The organism is Halobaculum rarum (assembly GCF_040025155.1).
Taxonomy (GTDB): Archaea; Halobacteriota; Halobacteria; order Halobacteriales; family Haloferacaceae; genus Halobaculum; species Halobaculum rarum.
Genome location: NZ_CP157275.1, coordinates 2,260,613 through 2,277,623, shown reverse-complemented (window position 1 = coordinate 2,277,623; position 17,011 = coordinate 2,260,613). Strand labels below are relative to the sequence as shown.

Annotated in this window: 12 protein-coding genes; 7 read left to right on the top strand and 5 right to left on the bottom strand. The window is 70.9% G+C overall.

From position 1 onward, the window contains the following. Positions 1-4: 4 nt before the first annotated feature. A complete protein-coding gene (locus ABJD39_RS11760; RefSeq protein ID WP_348608799.1) occupies positions 5-463 on the bottom strand; it encodes a hypothetical protein in 459 nt (152 codons plus the stop codon). Between the two features lie 131 nt (positions 464-594). Between ABJD39_RS11760 and ABJD39_RS11755 the strand changes: the two genes are divergently transcribed. Further along, positions 595-1,200 (top strand): class I SAM-dependent methyltransferase, encoded by a 606-nt coding sequence (locus tag ABJD39_RS11755; protein ID WP_348608796.1) that lies wholly within the window; start codon positions 595-597, stop codon positions 1,198-1,200. 64 nt (positions 1,201-1,264) lie between these two features. Here the strand turns inward: ABJD39_RS11755 and ABJD39_RS11750 are convergent, their stop codons facing one another. Continuing rightward, on the bottom strand, positions 1,265-2,818 hold the full coding sequence (locus ABJD39_RS11750) for an RAD55 family ATPase (RefSeq protein ID WP_348608793.1): 1,554 nt from the start codon (positions 2,816-2,818) through the stop codon (positions 1,265-1,267). Between the two features lie 205 nt (positions 2,819-3,023). Between ABJD39_RS11750 and ABJD39_RS11745 the strand changes: the two genes are divergently transcribed. The 5 genes from ABJD39_RS11745 to ABJD39_RS11725 all read left to right on the top strand — a co-directional run bounded on the left by ABJD39_RS11745 (position 3,024) and on the right by ABJD39_RS11725 (position 12,031). Beyond that, the gene (locus ABJD39_RS11745; RefSeq protein WP_348608790.1) at positions 3,024-3,992 is read left to right on the top strand and encodes a diacylglycerol/lipid kinase family protein; all 969 of its coding nucleotides are present in this window, start codon (positions 3,024-3,026) and stop codon (positions 3,990-3,992) included. Positions 3,993-4,041: 49 nt separating this feature from the next. Beyond that, positions 4,042-5,661, top strand: a complete 1,620-nt coding sequence (locus ABJD39_RS11740; protein ID WP_348608787.1) for a lipopolysaccharide biosynthesis protein — start codon at positions 4,042-4,044, stop codon at positions 5,659-5,661. Positions 5,662-5,764: 103 nt separating this feature from the next. After that, complete coding sequence (locus ABJD39_RS11735) at positions 5,765-6,643, top strand: SDR family oxidoreductase (protein WP_348613637.1); 879 nt, start codon at positions 5,765-5,767, stop codon at positions 6,641-6,643. A 332-nt stretch (positions 6,644-6,975) separates the two neighbouring features. Next, complete coding sequence (locus ABJD39_RS11730) at positions 6,976-11,820, top strand: right-handed parallel beta-helix repeat-containing protein (RefSeq protein ID WP_348608784.1); 4,845 nt, start codon at positions 6,976-6,978, stop codon at positions 11,818-11,820. 85 nt (positions 11,821-11,905) lie between these two features. Then, positions 11,906-12,031, top strand: coding sequence for a hypothetical protein (locus ABJD39_RS11725; protein WP_275671153.1), 126 nt, complete (start codon positions 11,906-11,908; stop codon positions 12,029-12,031). Between the two features lie 6 nt (positions 12,032-12,037). Here ABJD39_RS11725 and kynU read toward each other — a convergent pair whose 3' ends face one another. Continuing rightward, positions 12,038-13,378: a kynureninase gene (gene kynU / locus ABJD39_RS11720; protein WP_348608781.1), complete on the bottom strand. Its 1,341-nt coding sequence runs from the start codon at positions 13,376-13,378 to the stop codon at positions 12,038-12,040. A 58-nt stretch (positions 13,379-13,436) separates the two neighbouring features. Then, entirely contained in the window at positions 13,437-14,702 is a 1,266-nt protein-coding gene (locus tag ABJD39_RS11715; protein WP_348608778.1) for an MFS transporter, read from the bottom strand. Between the two features lie 108 nt (positions 14,703-14,810). On the opposite strand from ABJD39_RS11715, the gene ABJD39_RS11710 reads away from it, so the two are divergent. Then, on the top strand, positions 14,811-15,818 hold the full coding sequence (locus ABJD39_RS11710; protein ID WP_348608775.1) for an alpha/beta hydrolase: 1,008 nt from the start codon (positions 14,811-14,813) through the stop codon (positions 15,816-15,818). Between the two features lie 19 nt (positions 15,819-15,837). On the opposite strand, the gene ABJD39_RS11705 is transcribed toward ABJD39_RS11710, so the two are convergent. Continuing rightward, positions 15,838-16,944 (bottom strand): AIR synthase-related protein, encoded by a 1,107-nt coding sequence (locus ABJD39_RS11705; RefSeq protein WP_348608772.1) that lies wholly within the window; start codon positions 16,942-16,944, stop codon positions 15,838-15,840. Positions 16,945-17,011: the final 67 nt, after the last annotated feature.

Sequence of the window (17,011 nt, the reverse complement as noted above, 5' to 3'; positions counted from 1 at the left end):
CGGGTCACGCGATGAGCAGTCCAGCCACGGCGCCCGTCGTGAGCACGGTCAGCGCGTCCGCGGTCGGACCGCTCCACCCCTCGTCGGCCACGAGAAAGTGTCCGCGCTCGCGGACCGTCTCCGGGTCGGCGGCGACCGCGAGGTCGCCGCTCGACAGCGCCGCCCAGTACGCCAGCGGCGCGATCGCGAGATAGCGAACCCCGGACCCGCCCGGAAGGAGGGCGTCGAGGGCCGCGGCCACGCCGACGTACGCCACGGGCGCCAGCGCGACCGCCCGGACGACCGCCGTGGGCGTCTCCCGAGAGACGGGCGCGTCGAATCGCCCGAGCGGGCGCCCGGGGCCGGCCCACGCCGGCAGCACCTCGATCTCGACGTCGAGGCCGAACAGGCGCGCGACGGCGGCGTGGGCCGCCTCGTGCGGGAGCACCGCGGCGGCGACGAGGATGCGGGTGATCCGTGACACGGCGGCGATTGGCGCCCGAGGCGCATAGGCGTTGTCCGGTCCCGTGTGGCGACCGAGTCGGCGTGTTGATGCCGAGTTCCGACTACGCCGCCAGTCGGAAGGGTTCTCCGTGGTCGTCCCCATTCGACGATATGAACGCAAACGACCTCCGCGACGCCTGGGCGGACCGCACTGGGGAGTTCTCCCCGCGGTACTACGCGCACTACGGCCCGAACGAGGTGAGCGAGGTCGTCGCCGACCGCCTCGGCGGCGCCGTCGGCCGCGACGCGCGCGTGCTGGAACTCGGCTGCGGCTCCGGCCGACATCTCGCACATCTCCACGAGGACGGGTTCACCGACCTCGGCGGCGTCGACATCAACCCCAACTCGTTCGACGTGCTCCGCGAGGAGTACCCCGACCTCGCCGACGCCGGGTCGTTCCACGCCGGCGCCATCGCCGACGTGCTCCCGACGTTCGAGGACGAGGCGTTCGACGCGATCTACTCGGTCGAGACGCTCCAGCACGTTCACCCCACGGAGATGTCCACAACGTTCGACGAGATCGCGCGCGTCGCCGGCGACGCGCTCGTGACCGTCGAGCTGGAGGGCGACGGCGGCGGCGGCATCGTGGAGGTCGACGACGGCCTCCCGCTGTACCGCCACGACTGGGGGTCGGTGTTCGAGTCGCGCGGATTCACGCAGACGGCCGTCGAGGCGCTCGGGGACGACACCGTGCGGGTGTTCGAGCGCGCCGACTGACCACGAACCGGCGCGCCGCTGTCGCTTCCGTGCGGCCGTCAACGTTCTCGGCTCCGCTCCTCGGCTACTTCCCGGACGGGTACGCTTCCGGATACGGCTCCTCGGCCATCGGGTTCTCTCGATCGCTCGGCGGCCCCTGGACCGCGACGTACGGTTCCTCGTTCAGGTACTCGACCAGCGAGGTCGTGCCGACGAAGCCGCACGGCGACTTCCGGAGGTGGACGTACTGGAGCCCGCCGTCGGAGAGCCACGTCTCGATCACCTGCTCGGCGGTGTTCTCGAGGAACGCCGACACCTCGTCGGCCGCGATTCCCGGGTTGTGCACGTGCACGAGTGTGTCCGTCGGACGGACCAGGTGCGACTCCTCGTAGTAGCGCAGTTCGCGGGCCTCCGCGGGCGAGAGCGCGTTCACGTACGCGTCGGCGTTCACGATCGACGTGAGCACCGTCTCGTCGTCGCCGGGCCGGATCGAATCGAACGCGTCGCGGACGCCGTCGGCCGTGTCGGGCGCGTGGACGCCGTCGCGGTCGGCGTCCCACGTGCCGATCAGGTCGACGACATGGAGCCGGCCGTCGGCGAGCAGTTCGTCGGCGTCGTGGCCGAACCCCGAGAGGATCGTCTCCAGCCCGTGCGGGCGGAGGTGGATGGTCGGGACGACCGCGAGCCGGTCGCCGCGGGCGAGCGCGGCGTCGAGGAACGACCCCAGGAACGTCGAGACGTTCGCCGTCCCGTCGTGTTCGAAGAGGACACCCGCGCCGGCGACGACCCCGCCGCCGACGAGGTCGTCGAACCCGTCGACTCCGACCGGTCGGTGCCCGTGGGTCTTCACCGCCGGCGGCTGGCTCCGCCGGCCGGGCACCGCGCGGGCGCCGCGCTCGTCGTCGATATGAAGCTCGAGCTTCCGGGTGTCGTGGTCGACGCCGCGCAGCTTGGTGATCTCGATGAAGCGGTGGCTGTCGTCGCGGATGCGCTCGCGCGACAACGAGAGGACGCCGTGAACGGCGTACTGGAGCAGGTCGCCGACGGACTCCCCGCTGTCGCCGCCTCGTTCGGCCGTGAACAGCACCGTCGCGTCGCCCTCGTCGGTGAGGGTCGCGATCACGTCGAGCAGGATCCGCCGGTACGTCCGGCTGTCGGTGAACCCGGCGAGGCCGTTAGCGGAATCGAGGACGACGCGGTCGTAGTCGGCGTAGCGGCGGAACTCCTCGCGGAGCGACGCCGCCGTCAGCTCCTGAGTGTACTCCCCGAACGAGAAGTCCCCGCCGATGGCTGCGTCGTCGTCGAGTCGCTGGAGCGTCATCACGTCGCCCGCGCCGTCGGGGTGTTCGAGCGTCGTCCCCGGCGTCGCGTGCAGCGAGAGCACGTCGAGGCAGTCGTCGTCGAGGGCGAACGGGAACGCCGCGAAGGAGTCCGCCACGTCGTCGAGCGTCTGCTCGGTCGTCACGTATAGGCACTCCTCTCCGGCCCGCACGCCGTCGTCGAGGAACTGCATAGCCAGCGTCGACTTCCCGGTCCCCGGGCCACCGCGCACCAGCGTCGCCTGTCCTCGCGGGAGCCCGCCCCGGAGCATCCGATCGAGCACGTCGTCGCCGACGCTCGCGGCAGTCTCGTCGCTCATGTGACGAACAACTCCCTCGGACGGACTTAACCGTACCTCCGCCGGCCGGTTCCGCCGACTCGGATTGCCCCGGTTCAAACCGTTCCGACTCGGACTGCCTCGGCTCAAAACGATCCCTACTCGGACCACCCGTGCGACGAGCCGCCCGGTCGTGGCGGACCACGGACGCGCCGGGTTGAAGTGCGCCGCCGGCGTTTCCTCGGGCATGCAGATCGGGTCGCGTCGCTGTCTCGTTAACCCCCACAGCGGCACGGGCGACCACGCCGAGCACGTCCGCCAGGCCATGGAGGCGCGCGGCTTCGCCGTCACCGAGACGGAAGACGCCGCCCATACGGTCGAGTTAGCCCGGGAAGCCGGTGAAACCGGCGTCTCGACGCTCGCCGTCTGCGGCGGCGACGGTACGATCAACGACGCGCTCCGGGGACTGTACCGCGCGGACGCCCTCGGCGACGTGACGCTCGCGGTGCTCCCGGCCGGCACGGCGAACCTCCTCGCCGGCAGGCTCGGCATCGACTCGCTGGACCACGGGATCGAGCTGTCGGACACCGGTGAGGTCCGCACGCTCGACGTGGGCGTCACCGAGGGGGACGACGCCACGGATCGCGAGGATCCCGCCGACGGGGACGAGAGCGATGACGAGGTCGCCGAACCGTTCCTCGTCTCGTGTATCGCCGGGCTCCCGGCCGACGCGAGCACGGCGACCTCCGACGAGTTGAAGGAACGATTCGGAACCCTCGCGTTCCTCCTCGCGGGCGCCCGTGAGACGATGGCGTTCGACGGGCTCGACGTGCGCGTCGAGTCGCCGACGCGGTCGTGGGCGGGGGAAGCCACCTGCGTCCTCGTCGGCAACGCCCGGAAGTTCGTCGAGGAGGGCGGGCAGGCCGACATGGAGGACGGCCACTTCGACGTCGTCGTCGTCGAGCAGATGCCGGCGTCGGGGCTGGCAGTCGAGGTGGCGATCCACCGCCTGCTCGGCGAGGGGACCGACGGCGTCACCCAGTTCCGTGCGAGCGAGTTGCACATCGAGAGCGACGACGAGCCGATCACCTTCAGCCGCGACGGCGAGGTCGTGACCCACCAGTGGCTCGATCTCCGCGTGCTTCCCGCCGCGCTCGACGTGCGCGTCGGCGACGCGTACGAACCGGACCCGGAGAACGATCCAGACCCACAGTAACCGGCCCACTTCGTCGGGTTTTTCTCCGACTCTCCGCTCCGGCGAGTCGATGGGCTCGGCGGGGGGATCGACCGCTACGACCGAGGAAGCCGACGGCGATAGCGGCGACGCCGGCCGCGACGCCGCCGCGGACCTCGACCCGACCGAGGCGCGCCTCGCGGACGCGCTCGAACGAGTCGCCCACGGCGCGGTCGTCTCCACGCCGAGCATCCTCGCCCAGCGCGGGCTGACGCTGGCGTTCACCGCGCTGTTGACGAACACGTTCGCAGCCGGGCCGTACGGGCTGTTCGCGCTCGCACGGCGACTCTCGCGGTTTCTCCGACGGCTCGCGATGGGGTTCGGCAGCGGCCTCAGCCGCTTTCTCCCGACCGTGGAGGACCCGGCCGAACGCGACGCCCTCGCGATGTTCGCGGCGGCGCTGGTGGTCGGGGTCTCCGCGGTCTTCGGCGCGGGGCTGTTCCTCGGCGCGCCCGCCGTCGCCGAGTTCACCGGGAAGGGACCGCCGTTCCCGCTGTACCTCCGCGCGTTCGGCGCGGGGCTACCGCTGACGGTGTCGCTGTTCGTTGTCGCGCGGGTGTTGCGCGCCACCGAGGAGGTGACCGCGCTGAACGTGTTCCAGCGCGTCGCGTTCCCGCTCGCCCAGTTGACTGTCGGCGTCGCCGGCGCGGTCGTGGTGAGCGGCCTCGTCGGCGTCGCCGTGGGACTGCCCGTGGCGATGGGCGCGCTCGCGCTCGTCGGGGCGGGGTGGCTCGCGCGCTCACGAGGGTTCCGTCCGCGGATCCGCGTGCCCGACGCCGCGGCGATCCGGCGTCGGTACGTCGGGTACACGACGCCGCTGTTCCTCAGCGGCTTCGCGACGACGACCCAGCGGTTGGGCTTCTACCCGCTGATCGCCGTGTTCCTGTCGGGCACCGCGGGCGGCGTGTTCGCCGTCGGCGTCCTCGTCGGGAGCCTCGTCCGGCTCCCCCTGATGGCGATCAACCAGTTCATCCCGCCGGTCGCGGCCGCGCTCAACGACGGCGACCACCCCGAGGCCCTGTCGCGGCTGTACCACGTCACGAGTCGGCTCGTGCTCGTCGGCGTGGTCGGACTGTCGGTGCCGACGATCGTCTACCGCGAGGCGGTGATGGCGCTGTTCGGGCCGACGTTCGTGCGGTACGCGCCGCTGCTTCCGGGGTTCGTGCTCGCCCAAGTGCTGGCGTGCGCGGCCGGCAGCGTCGGCATCCTCCTGCGGATGACCGACCACCAGCGCGCGCTGTTGGTGGTCAACACCGCGATCACGCTGTTTCTCGCCGTCACGGCGATCCCGCTCACCGTCGAATTCGGGTTACCGGGGCTGGTCGCCAGCTACCTCCTCATGCTCGGCGTCAACAACGGGCTGGAGGTGGCGGTGCTGTACCGGGTCGAGGGGCTCCAGCCGTTCACCCGCGCACACGGCAAGCCGCTGCTGGCGGCGGTTCCGTTCGCGGCCATCGCGCTTGCGACGCGCGGGCTCCTCTCCCGGACCCCCGCGGCGGTCGTCGGCACGCTCCTCGGATTCGCGGCGTACGCCGCCGTGTTGCGCGTCCTCGGGTTCTCGACGGTCGAGCGACGCCTGCTCGCGACGCTGGTCGAGCGCTACCGGCGAGTCATCTCTGGCCTCCGTGACCGCGCCCGCGACGCGGCGTGAATTCGCCCCGGACGATCGTCCGCCCCCGCCGCGGCGGTAGGTATTCGGATCCCCCCGCCGAGGTGGCGGTATGGCCGACGCATCCCCCGACGCCGACGACGCGATGCCCGCCGGACCCGCTCGCGCCGACCCGCCCTTCGACGCGCCCGACCTCTCCGGGTCGACGGCGTTCGTCACCGGGACGACCCGCGGCATCGGCAAGCGCATCGCGCTCACGCTCGCCGAACACGGCTGCGACATCGTCTCGACTGGGAAGACCGCCGAACCCGGCGGCGACCTCCCCGGCACGATCCACACGACGGCCGAGCAGTGCGAGGAGCGCGGCGTCGACGCCCATGCGATCCAGTTGGACGTGCGCGACGAGGACGCCGTCGAGGCCGCCGTCGAGGAAGCGATCGACGAGTTCGGCACGGTCGATATCGTGATCAACAACGCCAGCGCGATCCAGTTGGCGAACGTCGCCGACCTCCCGGCGAACCGCTTCGACCTGCTGACGGACGTGAACGTCCGCGGAACCTACCTCGTCTCGCGGGCGTTCCTCCCGCACCTGCGCGGGCAGGACGGCGGGTGGATCCTCACGAACGCGCCGCCGGTGACGATGGACCGGGCACCCGGCAAGGCCGCCTACGCGTGGTCGAAGCTGGGGATGTCGTTCGTCACCCTCTCGCTGGCCGAGGAGCTGGCGGCCGACGGGATCGGCTGTAACACGTTCTGGCCGGTGACCGCCGTCGACACCCGCGCGACGCGCTACTTCGGGCTCGGTACCGAGGACGACTGGCGAACCCCGCACGTGCTCGCGGACGCCGTGCTCTCGATCCTCGCGCGCGACCCGGACGAGTACACCGGCCACTCGGCGTACGACGAGGACCTCCTTCGCGCCGCGGGCGCGAGCGACGCCGACCTGTCCGCGTACAACCTCACCGAGGGCGACCCGGTGCCCACGTCCGCGCAGATGTTCGACACCGAGTACTCCCGCGAGTAACCCGATCCCGGCGGAACGCATCAACTAAGCGGGTACCAACTCGGACCCATCCAGGTGCTCGATCGAACGATCGAGCCGATATTCTGCCGAAATCGGCCGGAAGCTGACATCGACGGCGAAAGAACAGTAATGCCCGTTCTCACTGGGAGTGCTACCAGCTATCATGTCAGCACTTCACACTCATCAGGGGTTCACGGGCACCGAGCCCGGCGGGATACCCATCGGGATGACACCCGGAACCGGGTCAGTCGACATCTCGATACACACGAGTCGAGTCACGCGATCTATCGGGGGCGAACGGGGCGCACAGTTATCCGATATCGGAGGAACCCATGCCTGATTCTCCGGGACTCCGGTACAAGGTCGCGAGGAGACTGCTGGTCGGACTGGTGGCGTTGACGATCATCACGAGCCCGGTCGCCGCCGGCGCCGGTGCGGCAGTACCGCAGGACGATCCCAGCGCAGCCCAGATCGCGGACTCGACCGCCGGCTCGCTTGCGTCACCGAGCGTACTGGCGGCCGCGGATCTCGAGGGCGTCGACGATCCCGCGACGGTCCAGCAGTCCCGTCGCGCCGCCGCGGAGGAGGGCGTCGAGGAGGGTGCAGAGCTGGCCCAGCAGCAGGGGGCGACAGTCACGCAGGCGCAGATAGCGGCCGCGAAGGAGGCGGCCGTCGACGCCGTTGACCAGCGACAGCGGGCGAGCGTCGAGCAGATCCAGCGCGCCGCCCGCGGCGCGGCACACGGCGCGCTCCTGCAGTCGCAATCGGTCAACGTGACCCAGATACAGGCGGCCGTCTCGGGGAGCACCCGTGGCGCGCTCCGACAGTCCCAGTCGGCGAACGTAACCCAGATACAGGGGGCAGCCTACGGCGCGGCTCACGGGTCGATCGCACAGAGCCAACGCGCCTCGGTGACACAGGTGCAGCAAGCCGCGGCGGGAGCCGCCTCCGGTGCCGCACGGGGTGCGGCCAAGCGGTCGGTCGCGGACGTCTCGAAGATCCAAGAAGCCGCCCAGGGCGGCGCATACGGTGCGCTCGAAGGACACGGCAGGCCCGAGAAAGTCCACGGCGCGGCCAGCGGTGGCGCCGAAGGCGCGCTCGAACAGGTCCAGCAGGCGAACGTGAAGCAGGTGCAGGTGGCGGCGCTGGGCGGCGCGAACGGGGCGATCTCCCAGAGTCAACGGGCGACAGTTAAACAGGTACAGGCGGCGGCGTACGGTGGTGCCGCCGGCGCGATCTCTCAGAGCCAGACAGTCACGATCGTGCAGATACAGGTCGCCGCCGCGGGCGCGTCCTCGGGCGCGCTCTCCCAGAGTCAGTCGGCGAGCGTCACACAGATCCAGTCGTCCGCCAGAGGCGCGTGTGCGGGTGTTCTCGGACAGGTGACGCAGGTACAGGTCGTCAACATCGTCCAGATACAGATCTCCGTTCAGATCGCGGCCGCCGACACCACGAAGAAGGCGGTCAAGAACAAGGAGAATCGCCCGTACGCGATATACAAGGACGGGAAGAAGACCGGGGAGAACAAGCTCTCCTCCTCCGGCGACAGCGACCGTGACGGCCTCTCGGACGATCAGGAGCGCCTCATCAGCACCGACCCGAAGGACGTTGACACCGACGGCGATGGCCTCAACGACGGGACGGAGGTGCTCATCGAGCGGACCGACCCGCGTAACCCCGACACCGACGATGACGGCCTCGACGACGGCACCGAGATCCGCCTCGGCACCGATCCGACCGACGCCGACACCGACGGCGACGGAATCGACGACGGAACGGAAGTCGACGAGGGGTCCGACCCGCTGGATCCGAACGACCCGAGCGAGACTGACGCCGACGGCGACGGGCTGACGCGCGAGGAGGAGCGCGCGCTCGGCACCGACCCGGACGACGCCGACACGGACGGCGACGGCCTCGACGACGGAACCGAGGTCGAGTCGTACGGCTCGAATCCGCTCGCGTACGATACGGACGGAGACGGGCTCGGCGACGGGAGGGAGGTCGACCTCGGGACCGACCCGACCGACCCCGACACCGACGGCGACGGGCTCACCGACGCCGCGGAGGTCGACCGCGGTACCGACCCGACCGACCCCGACGATCCCGCACCGCCGGACCCCGACGGCGACGGGCTGGGAACGGCACAGGAGGAGCGGATCGGGACCGATCCGAATGACGCCGACACGGACGGCGACGGCCTCGACGACGGATTCGAGGTGACGGTAACGTTCACCGACCCGACCGACCCCGACACCGACGGCGACTCCATCAGCGACGGCGAGGAAGTCGCGAACGGCTCCGACCCGCTCGACATCAACGATCCCGTCCCGATCGATTCCGACGACGACGGGCTCTCCGACGAGACCGAGGAGTCGATCGGAACGAACGCGAGCGACCCCGACACCGACGGCGACGGGATCCTCGACGGGGTCGAAGTCGAGGACGGGACGGACCCGCTCGACCCCGACGACCCGCCGCAGATCCGGTCGCTCGGTGTCGCGACGAGTTGTGAGAACGTCACCGTCACGAACCCGAACGACATCCCGGTCACGGTGACCGTCGACGGACCGAACGGCACCGAAGAGCTCGGCGTGGCCGCGGGCGAGACCCGACAGGTGGTGGAGTCGGCGGGCGAGTACAGCCTGTCGGCAGCCACCGGCGACGGGACGACGGTTCCGCTCGGAGACGAAAACGAGTCCGAACTCGCGGCCACCGTCGCGGAGTGTCCGGCGGTTGCAGAGAGCCTTACCGTGGTGGAGCGCGAGCAGAACGTCTCGGTCACGAATCCGGGAGACGATCCCGTCACCGTCACCGCGACCGACGAGTCGGGCACGGCTCGAAACGAGACGGTGTCCTCGAACGAGACCACGACGCTCCAGCTCGAACCCGGAACCTACACCCTCACGGCTACCACCGCGGACGGTGAACCGGCTCCACTCAACGGCGAGTCGCGGGTGAACGTCTCCATCGCACCGGCAGCGGGCGAGGCGTTCCTCGACGCGTCGGTCGATAACGCCACGCTCACGGTCACGAACCCGTCCGGGGTGAACGCCACGGCGACCCTCGAAAACGAGACGGGGACCGTCGAGTCGTTCGACGTCGCCGCCGGCGAAACGGCGACCGTCTCCGATCTGCCGCCGGGCGACTACACGCTGACCGCCGACGCCGGGGAGAACGCGACCGCGCTGATCAACGACAACGAGACGTTCGCGTTCACCGTCGAAGCGGACGCACAGCCGCCGGAGGAACTCGAGTCGGTGACCGCGACCGTCGACAACGGGTCGCTGACCGTCGACAATCCGAACGACGACACGGTCACCGTCACCGCCACGAACGAGACGGGGGAGAACCGATCGGTGCCCGTCCCCGCCAACGAGGCTGAGGTGCTGGCGGACCTCGAACCCGGAAACTGGACCGCGACGGCGACCGCCGAGGACGGCCGGTCCGTTCCCGTGAACGACGACGAGGCGTTCGACTTCAGCGTCGAGGCGGTCGAGGCCGACGACGAGAACATCACCGACGACGGCAACGTCACCGACGATGGGAACGTCACCGACGACGAGAACATCACCGACGACGGCAACGTCACCGACGACGAGAACATCACCGACGACGGCAACGTCACTGACGATGGGAACGTCACCGATGACGGCGCACCGGAAGACACCACTCCGGAGGAGATCGACTCCTGCACGACGATCACCGAGTCCGGGACGTACGAACTGACTGACGACGTCGAGTCCTCCGCCGGGGAGGTCTGTATCCACGTCCGTGCGAGCGACGTCGTTCTCGACGGAAACGGCAACAGCGTGACCGGGGCCGGCGCCGAGGACTCGCTGGGCCTCCTCGTGTACAACGACACCGTCGACGGATTCGGCGACGACGAGCCGCTCACGAACGTCACCGTTCGCGATCTCGCGGTCTCCGAGTGGGACCAGGGAATCCGCGCGGGCCCCACGCTGGACAACGGTGGACCGCGAGTCCAGTTTGTCAATGTCACCGTCACCAACGCCGGCGGAATCGCACTGTACGGTGCCGACGACAGCGTGCTCCGAAACGTCACCGTCACCGACGGCGGGAACGGGCTCTACCTGTGGGAGACGACCAACGTCACCGGCGAGAACCTGACGATCGCCGACAACTCGAACGTCGGGCTGTACCTGGCTGAGGTGGTCGAAGAGAGTCGATTCGCGAACCTCACTGTCTCCGGTAACGACGGCGGCGGGATCTACTTCAGCACCGACGTCGTCGACAACACCGTCACCAACGCGACCGTCGAGAACAACGGCGAGTTCGGCGTCGGCTTCTCCGATTCAGGGGACAACGTGGTCGAGCAGTCGGCGATCACGGGGACTGACGGCCCGGCCGTCTTCGGCGACAACCCGGCAGGCGACCGGCTGGAGGACGTCACGATCCGTGACGACGACGGCGTCGCGCTCGAGGTTCGCGACACCGGCGAGCTCGCGCTCTCGAACGTCTCGCTAAGCGCACAGATCACCGTTTCCACGCCCGCCGACGGGTCAGTCGTGACGTTCGAGGCTGACCGGGACAGCCCGGTGCAACTGGGAACCCTCGAGGTGTCCGAGATCGGCGCGGAGACGCCCGGTGACCCGCTCAGCGAACAGGCGCTCACCGTCACCAACGCCGACTCGAACGTCGCGGCGACGTTCACTATCTCCTCGATAGCTGACGACACGCAGGCTCAGTTGTTCAGGTTCGTGAGCGACGCCTGGACGCCGATCGAGGGGGCTACCGGACCGACGCCGACGGTCATCCTTTCGGGTTCCGAGACCGTGGCAGCGTTCGGTGTCTCCACGAGTCCCGAGACGGAGACCGCAACCGCGACACAAACGCCCAACGAGACCGCAACCGCGACAGTACCCCCAACCGGAACCGCAACCGAGACGGCGACGGCAACTGCAACCGGGACGGCGACGGCAACCGCAACCGGGACGGCGACCGGCACGGTAACCTCAACGGCAACCGAGGCGGCGACCGCGACGGAAACTGTAACCGAAACGGCGACCGCGATGGCAACCACAACCGAGGCAACGACGCTCTCACCGTTCGCGTCGAGCGTGTCAGACATCGGCGACGGAACGGACGCGATCGTCCTGGGGGCACCCCTCTCGATACTCGGACTGGCCGGCGTGCTGTTCGTTCGTCCCCAGCGGTGACGAAGCGACCGCCGCGCAGTCTCGCGGCTTCCGGCGGCACCGGAACCGTCACCGAGTACTTCCGTCCGGTCGGCCAACGAGAGCCATGCGACTATCCACGGCCGTGCTGTTGATCGGCCTCGGCCTGTTCGTGCTTCCGCTTCCGGGAACGTTCATCGCCGGCGGCCTCGTGCTCGTCGCCGGTGCGGGACTGCGCTACCTCGGCGAGTGACATCGTTCAGGTGACGCCTCCGTCCCGAGGCTCGTACTCTAGGTGCACATCCGACTCGACTATCTCCTCGATCGTCTCGACCACGTGCCACACGTCCTCGTATCGGGTGTACAGCGGCGCCGGGCAGACGCGGACGACGTTCGGCGGTCGGAAGTCGACGACCACCCCGCGGTCACGGAGCGCCTCGCTCACGCGGTAGCCCTCGGGGTGTTCGATCGCGACGTGGCCGCCGCGGCGGGCGTGCTCGCGGGGCGTTCCGATGGCGAAGTCGTCCCCGAGGCGGTCGTCGACCAGCTCGATCAGGTAGTCCGTGAGCGCGAGCGACTTCTCACGGACCGCGTCGATCCCGGCCTCGCGGACCAGTTCCGTGGCTCCCTCGATCGGCGCCGACGACAGCATCGGGACGGTGCCGATCTGCCACGCGCCGGCGGTGTCGGCCCCCTCGTAGGTGTGGCGCATCTCGAACTGGGTCGACTTGTCGTTGCCCCACCAGCCGGCGAGCGCGGGCGTCGTGCCGTGGTGGCGCCCGTGGACGTACAGCCCCGCGGTCGCGCCGGGACCGGCGTTGAGGTACTTGTACGAGCACCACACCGCGAAGTCGGCGCCCTCGTCGTCGGCGCCGGCGTCGCCGAGCGCGTGGTCGACCGCCCCGATCGAGTGGGCGCAGTCGAACCCCGCGAGCGCGCCGTGGTCGTGAGCGGCCGCGGTGATCCGGTCGATATCGAGCAGTTGGCCCGACCGGTAGAGGACGGAGGGCATGAACACGATCCCGACGTCGTCGCGCTCGCGGAGCGCCGCCTCGATGTCGGCCTCCTCGATGGTGCGGCCGTCGCGCGACTCGACGGCCACAAGCTGTTCGTCGGGGTCGATCCCGCGCTGGCGGAACTGCCCCCGGATCGCGTAGTGGTCAGTCGGGAAGTCGAGGTCGTTGACCAGCACCGCCGGCGGGTCGGCGGTGGGATCCGGACCCGCCGGCGTGCCGGGGAGCGTGTCGAGGAACGTCCCGATCAGGGTGTGGATATTGACGGTGGTCGAGTTGGCGACGACGACCTCGGACTCGCGGGCGCCGACCAGCGGCGCGAGCAGGTCGCCGAGGTGTTCGCCGTAGTGGAACCAGTCGGGGTCGGCGGCCTCCCACCCGCGGATCGCGAGTTCGCGCCACTCGTCGACGACGCGCTCCAGCGTCGCGAGGGCGGTGTCGGAGGCCAACCCGAGCGAGTTCCCGTCCATGTAGCGCTCGCCGTCGGGCACCGAGAAGTGGTCTCGATACTCCCGAAGGGGATCAGCGGCGTCGCGCTCGCGAGCGTCGGCGAGCGCGTGGCCGTCCCCGGCGTTCGTGTCGGTCATGGGTCGGCGTTCGACGGAAGGGAGTTAGGCGTTGGCGTCGCGGCTCGCGGCCGTAAGCTCAATCACCGCCGGCGGCCGGTGTCCCGGCGCCGGTGTCGGCGCCCATGTCGCCGAGGAGAAGCAGAGCGCCCCCGACGGCGACGACGCCGACGGCGACGACGATCGAGACCGTCCTGACGGCGGCGGCGTACCCGACCGCGTCCGCGAGGAACCCGACCGCGGCACCCATCGCGATCGGGGCACCGGTCGAGCCCAGCCGACCGATCGACTCCCCGAGGCTGACGAGGCCGCCACGGGTGTCGTCGCCGGCGAGCCCCGTGATCGCCGAACGGTACAGCGTCAGCGACACCGAGAACCCCGCGCCGACGGGGACGCCCGCGGCGAGCGCGACCGGGACCGACGGCGCGAGCGCGAGCCCCGCGAGCCCGCCGCCGGCGAGCACGAGCGCGGCGAACGTCGGGACGGTCCGGCCGAACCGGGCCGTGATGCGGCCGGCCTGCGTCGTCGCGACGGCGCTGGAAACGGAGGCGACGGCGACGAGCGCGCCCGCGGCGCCGGGCGTCCCGCCGAGCAGGCGGACGACCACGATCGAGTTGTACGTGAGAAAGCCGAACCAGAGGAACCCCGGCACCGCCCGGCCGACCAGCGTGGCGGCGACCCGCGGACGCGTCGCCAGCGCGAGCAGCGTGCGGACGCCGCCGCCGGCGGTCGCATCGTCGCCGGCATTCCCGAGGTCCGCGGATTCCTCGAACCGCAGCCACACGACCGCGGCGACGGGGAGCGCGGCGGCGTACAGCGCGAACGGGTACTGCCACGCGAACCCGACGAGCAGCCCCGCGAGGAACGGGAACACCGTCAGCGACGCGCCGACGGCCGTGAAGCGGACGCCCTGCGCGGCCGACTCGCGGGCGCCCGAGAACAGGTCGCCAGTCGCGGTGATCAGGATCGGGCCGATCCCGGTGTAGCCGACCCCCTGAAGCAACCGGAGCGCGAGCGCGGTGCGGAAGTCGGTCGTCAGCGTGAGCGCGACGCCCGCAAGGCCGAACAGCGCCAGCCCCGACGCGAGCACGGGTTTGCGGCCGTAGCGGTCGGCCAACACGCCCGAGAGCGGGATGAGGACGATCCCCGGCGCGGTAAAGGCCGAGAGGAGCAGCGCGGCCTCCGTCGCCGAGACGCCGTACGGGCCCGCCAGCGACTCGACGACCGGCGAGACGACCGAGGCACCCATCGGCGAGATGAGCGACGCGAGCAACAGCAGGCGGAAGTCGCGGTCGTCGAGCACGTCCGCGTCGTCGCCGACGAGGCGACCGAGCGAGAGCGACACACCGACACGTCCGGCACGACCCAGCAAGAGCGGCTCGGTTCCGGCGACCGCGGCGGTACGGGATCCGTCACGCGGGGATTCTTGTCGCCCGCGCACATCCGAGGGCGCATGACCGACTCCGCCGAGGAGGAAACCCGCTCGGGTCGACTCGCCGAGCTCGACCCCGAACTCCGCGAGGTCGTCGTCGAGATCGAGGCGCTCGGGGTCCCGCCGTGGCACGCCCTCTCCGTGGAGAGCGCCCGGCGCATCGAGGACGAGCTCTTCACCTCGGACGACGACCTCCCGGTCGCCTCGACGCTCGATCTCGCGATCGACGGTCCCGCAGGGTCCGGCGGCGGCGACGATCCGGACGACGACCTCCCGCTTCGGGTCTACCGCCCAACCGAAACGCCGGCGCCGACGCTCGTCTTCTTCCACGGCGGCGGCTGGTGTCTCGGCACGCTCGACTCCGCGGACGACCTCGCGCGGCGGCTGTGTCGCCGCGTCGGCGCCGTCGTCGTCTCCGTCGACTACCGACTCGCGCCCGAGCACCCGTTTCCCGCCGCGGTGGACGACGCGATCCACGCGCTCCGGTGGACCCGCGAGCACGCCGCCGAGTTCGGCGGAAACGGCGTCGTCGGCGTCGCCGGATCCTCCGCCGGCGGGAACCTCGCGGCCGCGACCGCGCTCGCGACCCCCGACGGTGAGGCCCCCGCGGTCCAGACGCTGTTGTACCCGATCACCGATCGCGACTTCGGGACCGACTCCTACGAGGCGAACGCGGACGGCCCGCTCCTGACGCGCGCCGACATGCGCCGTTTCTGGCGCGAGTACCTCCGCTCGGACGTGGACGCCGTCAACCCCTACGCGGCGCCGCTGCGGGCGGACGAGGCGACGCTCGCCGACAGTGCCCCCGCGGTCGTCGTCACCGGCGAGCGCGACCCGCTGCGCGACGACGGCGCCGCCTACGCCGCCCGGCTCGCCGATGCCGGCGTCGACGCCGAGCACCTGGAATACGAGAGGATGTGCCACGGGTTCCTGTCGTTCGCCGACGAGGTCGCCGCCGCCGACGCGGCGTTCGACGACCTCGCGGCGGCGACCCGGGAGCGGCTAACGGCCGCCGGCAGCGAGGAGTGACTGCGGCCCCGAATATCGTTCAGTCCGACCCGGAGAGTCGCTCGTACGCCGCCCACGACGCGTCCTCAGCGGGCGGCTCGACACGCTCGCCGTCGACGAACACGCCCGATCCCTCGCGCACGTCGCCGGCGACGCCGACCGGCGTTCCTCTCGATTCCAGCGCGGCGACGACGCGGTCGACGGCCAGAGGGTCGACAGCGAGCAGGAGCGTCCCGGAGGTCGTACACGCCCACGGATCGAGGTCGAGCGCCTCGCACGTCGCCACGGCGGCGGCGTTCGTCGGAACGGCCGCCGAGTCCACGTCGATGCGGACGGCGCCCGCCTCGGCCGTCTCACACAGCGCCCCGCGGAGGCCGCCCTCGGTCGCGTCGTGCATCGCGGTGACGCCCGCGTCAGCGTCGGCGGTCGGCTCGCCGTCTCGGTCGCCCGCGTCGGTGCCGTCGCTGTCGACGCGCTCACTGCCGGCCTCCGCGGCAGCGAGCGCGTCGCGCACGACGCTCGTCTCGTCGAGCAGGGCGGCCGCGGAGTCGATCGTCGCCTCGTCGAGCCCTCGTTCGGCGAGCGCGTCGGGGTACAGCGACGCGAACAGCCCCGCCGTCTCGATTCCCGGCCCCTTCGTGACGAGCAGACGGTCGCCCGGACGGGCGCCGTCGGGGCGGATCACGTCGTCGGGGTCGCCGACACCGAGCACCGTGGCGGCGCCGACCCACGGGAGCGACGCGCCGGGGTAACGGGCAGTGTGGCCCGTCGGGATAGCGACGCCGAGCGCCTCGCACTCGGCTGCGACAGCCGCCCAGAAGGCGGCGAACTCGTCGTCGGTCACGTCGCTCGGGAGCGCGAAGGAGGGGCAGAAGTGGGTGGGCGCGACGCCGGAGACGGCCACGTCGCCGAGGGCAAAGGAGAGCGCGAAGCGACCGGCGCGCTCGTAGCCCAGCTCCGGAAGCAGCGAGATCGGGTCGGTCGCGCACACGACCGCGCGGTCGGCCACGTCGATGACGCCGAAGTCGACGCCGTGGGTCGGCCCGAGGCGCACGTCGTCGCGGACGGCCCCGAGGTTCGGCCGCACCACCGACTCGAAGGCGTCGCGGTCGACCTTCCCCCGTCTCGGCGCGCGCTCGTCGGTCATGGTTCGACGTGCGCCGGGGTGCCCCAAAGCGGTTGCGTCACCGTGCGGGGTCGGATCGGATGGCCGG